The following is a 4110-nucleotide window of genomic DNA, read 5'->3' on the forward strand; positions in this document are numbered from 1 at the left end:
AGGCGATATTTTCCGCCACAGTTTTATTTGGCAATAAACGGAAGTCTTGGAATACAACGCCGAGCTTTCTACGTAATTTTGGAATTTTACTGCGTTTCATACGCGTAACATCAAAGTCATCAACGATAACTGTACCAGTGTCTGGCACAACTTCATGTGTTAATAACTTAAATAGAGTTGATTTCCCTGCACCACTGTGACCACAAACGAGGACAAATTCACCATCGTTAATGGTTAAACACACATCGTCTAATGCAACAGAACCATTATCATAGACTTTACTAACATTCTTAAATTCAATCATGGGGTCCCCTTTGATTATTTACGAGTGATTACACGTTTTACTGCTTCTACAATGTCTTTTGCTGTCAATCCATATTTAGCCATCAATTCTTTTGGTGTACCACTCTCCCCAAATGTATCTTGTACACCAACGAATTCCATAGGAACTGGCTTATTAGCCACAACAACTTCAGACACAGCAGAACCCAGACCACCAATGATATTATGCTCTTCTGCGGTAACGATAGCACCAGTTTCAGTAGCTGCTTTTACAATTGCCTCTGCATCAATTGGCTTAATAGATGCCATATTGATTACACGAGCAGACACATTAGATTCAGCTAAGGTTTTAGCCGCCTCTACAGCAGGACCAACTAATGCGCCGCAAGCGATAATTGTAACATCAGAGCCCTCTACCAATGTAGTAGATTTACCTGGCACAAATGTATAACCTTCTGCAGTTACATCATCTACACCTGCACGACCAAGACGCACATATACAGGGCCTTCATAAGATGCAGCCCATTCAATAACGGCCTCTGTTTCGCGCTCGTCTGCAGGAACTACGACTGTCATATTAGGCAATGTACGCATGCAGGAAATATCTTCCAAACTTTGATGCGTAGCACCATCTTCACCGACTGTAATACCAGCATGTGTAGCACATACTTTTACATTTAATTTTGGATAACATACAGCGTTGCGGATTTGTTCAAAGGCACGACCTGTAGCAAACATAGAGAAGGAAGATACGAATGGAATCTTACCAGCTGCTGCTAGACCAGCACCAACGGAAATCAAGTTTTGCTCTGCAATACCTACGTTAAAGAAGCGCTCTGGGCATGCACCTTTAAAAGTATCAGTTTTAGTAGATTTAGATAAATCTGCATCTAAAACAATAATATTTGTATTTTCTTTACCAATGCGAGCTAGCGCATTACCATATGCTTCACGTGTTGCTTTACCCATTATTGTACCCCCATAATCTCATTAACAAAGGCTACACCTTGTTCTTCACTTGGTGCTTTACCATGCCAACCTGCTTGGCCTTCCATTTCTTCAACGCCTTTACCTTTTACAGTATGCATTACGATGCATGTTGGGCCTTCTGTGAAAGCTTTCGCAGATTCAATAGCATTATGAAGTTCATCAAGATCGTGACCATTTACTTCAATAACGTTCCAATTAAAAGCTTTAAACTTTTCTGGAATTGGCAATGGAGAAAGTACTTTTGTAATATCCCCATCAATTTGAAGACCGTTGAAATCAACAAAAGCAGTTAAGTTATTGAGCTTATAATGACCTGCAAACATGGCCGCTTCCCAAACTTGACCTTCTTCAAGCTCGCCGTCACCAAGGATGGAATATACACGATAGTCAGCATTATCAATTTTACCTGCCAATGCCATACCACAAGCTGCAGAGATACCTTGACCTAAAGAGCCTGTAGACATATCTACACCTGGAGTATGTTTCATATCAGGATGACCTTGTAACATATGGTCAATTTTACGCAAGTTCAAAAGTTCTTCTTTAGGGAAATAACCTTTTTCTGCCAATGTAGCATATAATGCAGGTGCTGCATGACCTTTAGAAAGGACGAAACGATCTCTATTAGGATCCTTTGGATTTGCTGGATCTACATTCATTTCTACATAGTACAACAAGGCCATCACATCGGCGATAGATAGTGAACCACCTGGGTGACCGGATTTCGCTGCCGTCACAGACTGTACAATACTAACGCGAATAGCTTTTGCCTTCTCTTGAACTAATTGTTTAACATCTTGTGTTAATGTAGCCATAGAGACCTCTCTTTCTGGATAGGATCCAATATATTAATAATTCTTAAGTAATGAAATAGCAATTTCTGCATTGCGTTGAGAATCTACACGCAATGTTTCAATACGGTCATAAGAGGCTTGATATTCCTCACGAGAATTCAATAATTTATGACACCATTGATATAAAGCTTCTTCACGTAAATGAGTCATTGTGCCAATTGGCTCTTGACCAATCATATGTAAGAAACTTGTAATTTTAGGATCATAGGAAATACCAATGACCGGTTTTCCCATTAAAGAGCTAAAAACTAAGGCATGAAGGCGTATACCAATCATAAGGTCAACATTACCAGATAATGATACTTGTTGCTCTGTAGAGAATGGTCCTTCTAACACAATAGCACCCTTCGGCATATAGCCTGCAATAATTTTCGCCTCTTTTGTATCCTCAGGATGAGACATAGGAATAAAGATAATTTCCACATTATCTTGTTCTTGCAAGCGGCTTAACACATTTGCTAAGGCTTCACGATATTCGGTATCCTCTTTCCAACTACGAACAGCAACACCTATTTTTTTAGGTAGTTCAACTGATTCAGGAAGCTTAGAGGTATACCCTTCAAGAATATGTGCTCCCATAGATAAATCAACAGGTTGCATGGCTAATACAGCATCTGCCGTAACCTCTACATCCTCAATGCCTAAAGATTCTAATTCCGCTTTAGAAATAGAGTCTCGCACCGTAATTATATCTACAAAACGCAATACAAAACCTACAGCTCGACGTGTAGATGGTCGATTCAAAGGTCCAATCCCTTGGGAATAAAGCATAACTTTTTTCCCCATCATCTTGGCCAACGCCATAATACTTAAATAATAGTAAGTATTGCGAATACTTGTAGCATCTTGTAAAAGACTGCCACCACCACTAATTACAAGATCAGAATTAGCAATGGCCTTTAGAATACCGAATGCAGAAAATGTACCTACTGCATTAATATTATATTTCTTACTAGTCTCTTTAGGATTACCAGAAATTACAGTAATATGTGCGTCTGCCTCTTCTTTTCGAATAGCATCGATAATGGCGCAGAGCATAGCTTCATCACCTGCATTACCAAAGCCATAATAACCAGAGATCACAATATTACTCATGGTCAACCTCCCTAGCTTGGAACCATTGTGTTACGTACATCATAAAACGTACTGCAATGATAAGAAGTACGCCAAAAAGAGCACCTATCAACAATCCGTCAGATCCACGCATGATAGACATGAATACAGGTGTTCTAAGATGACAGAATGTTTCTACCATTGATGCAATACCGATTACACCAGCTAGAGTCAATAAGAAGTGAATCACTGTAGGCCATTTTCGCAAGAATGCAAAGGTTGCAAGCATTAATGCAGGGTGACCAATAATAAACTCTTTTTCACGAGGTCTTGCATACATCGTATTTTCAAGGAAACGACGAAGCGTGAGTTCAAAGGTTGGCACAGGAACACCTGCTGTATGACCACTACGACCAACAAATACCCAAGCTACTGCACCAAGTGCAGCTACTACGAAGAATACATAGAATTTAACATCCATTGTAAGGAATTCTACTACGAACTTCTTCGCTTCTTCTTTAGAGTTAATCATGCGACCTTTCCACAACGGGAATCGTTGTAAGTAAGCAATCATAACTAGAAGAACTGGTAATACAAATGTTAATTTAACACCTCTAAAGATAGCAAATTCCATAAAGAATTTCGTATTACCAAGTAAAGATGCAATATACATACCCCCAATAGCAGCAAATAGAGCTGCAATTACGAGATAAAATAAAGCAAGCACTGTAGACTTAGTAGCACCTAGCGGACGAGCCCCGTCATAACGACGCCACTCTTCCATCAATCGAATCATAGCCCCTACTGGAGCCATAACAGCACTAGATAAAGCCCAAATTTGAGTAATTAATGTACCACTTGTAATAATAAATACAACGATAGATGCTAAAGAGATACCAAAGAATGCAACCAATTGCGTGTGTTTAGGCAT

The 4110-nt window shown here is 39.5% G+C and carries 5 protein-coding genes; all 5 read right to left on the minus strand.

Features of this window, described 5'->3' with window-relative positions; translation table 11 throughout:
• On the minus strand, positions 1-304 hold a 304-nt coding region (locus Q0F90_RS07740; RefSeq protein WP_296004485.1), incomplete at its 3' end, for a cell division ATP-binding protein FtsE.
• Positions 305-318: 14 nt separating this feature from the next.
• Positions 319-1251, minus strand: a complete 933-nt coding sequence (locus Q0F90_RS07745; RefSeq protein WP_296004487.1) for a transketolase family protein — start codon at positions 1249-1251, stop codon at positions 319-321.
• Positions 1251-2087, minus strand: coding sequence for a transketolase (locus tag Q0F90_RS07750; RefSeq protein ID WP_009351809.1), 837 nt, complete (start codon positions 2085-2087; stop codon positions 1251-1253). The genes Q0F90_RS07745 and Q0F90_RS07750 overlap by 1 nt, the downstream gene beginning before the upstream one ends.
• Positions 2088-2120: 33 nt before the next feature.
• Positions 2121-3221, minus strand: a complete 1101-nt coding sequence (gene csaB / locus Q0F90_RS07755; RefSeq protein WP_296004489.1) for a polysaccharide pyruvyl transferase CsaB — start codon at positions 3219-3221, stop codon at positions 2121-2123.
• The coding region (locus Q0F90_RS07760) for a DUF5693 family protein (protein ID WP_296004491.1) at positions 3214-4110 on the minus strand (897 nt) is incomplete at its 5' end. The genes csaB and Q0F90_RS07760, both read right to left, overlap by 8 nt.

It is taken from the genome of uncultured Veillonella sp. (assembly GCF_934190855.1).
In the GTDB taxonomy this organism is placed as follows: Bacteria; Bacillota; Negativicutes; order Veillonellales; family Veillonellaceae; genus Veillonella.

Bases quoted from the DNA above. Each gene is read 5' to 3' on its own strand.
- Q0F90_RS07745 (WP_296004487.1), bottom strand. From the start codon at position 1,251: ATGGGTAAAGCAACACGTGAAGCATATGGTAATGCGCTAGCTCGCATT.
- Q0F90_RS07750 (WP_009351809.1), bottom strand. From the start codon at position 2,087: ATGGCTACATTAACACAAGATGTTAAACAATTAGTTCAAGAGAAGGCA.
- csaB (WP_296004489.1), bottom strand. From the start codon at position 3,221: ATGAGTAATATTGTGATCTCTGGTTATTATGGCTTTGGTAATGCAGGT.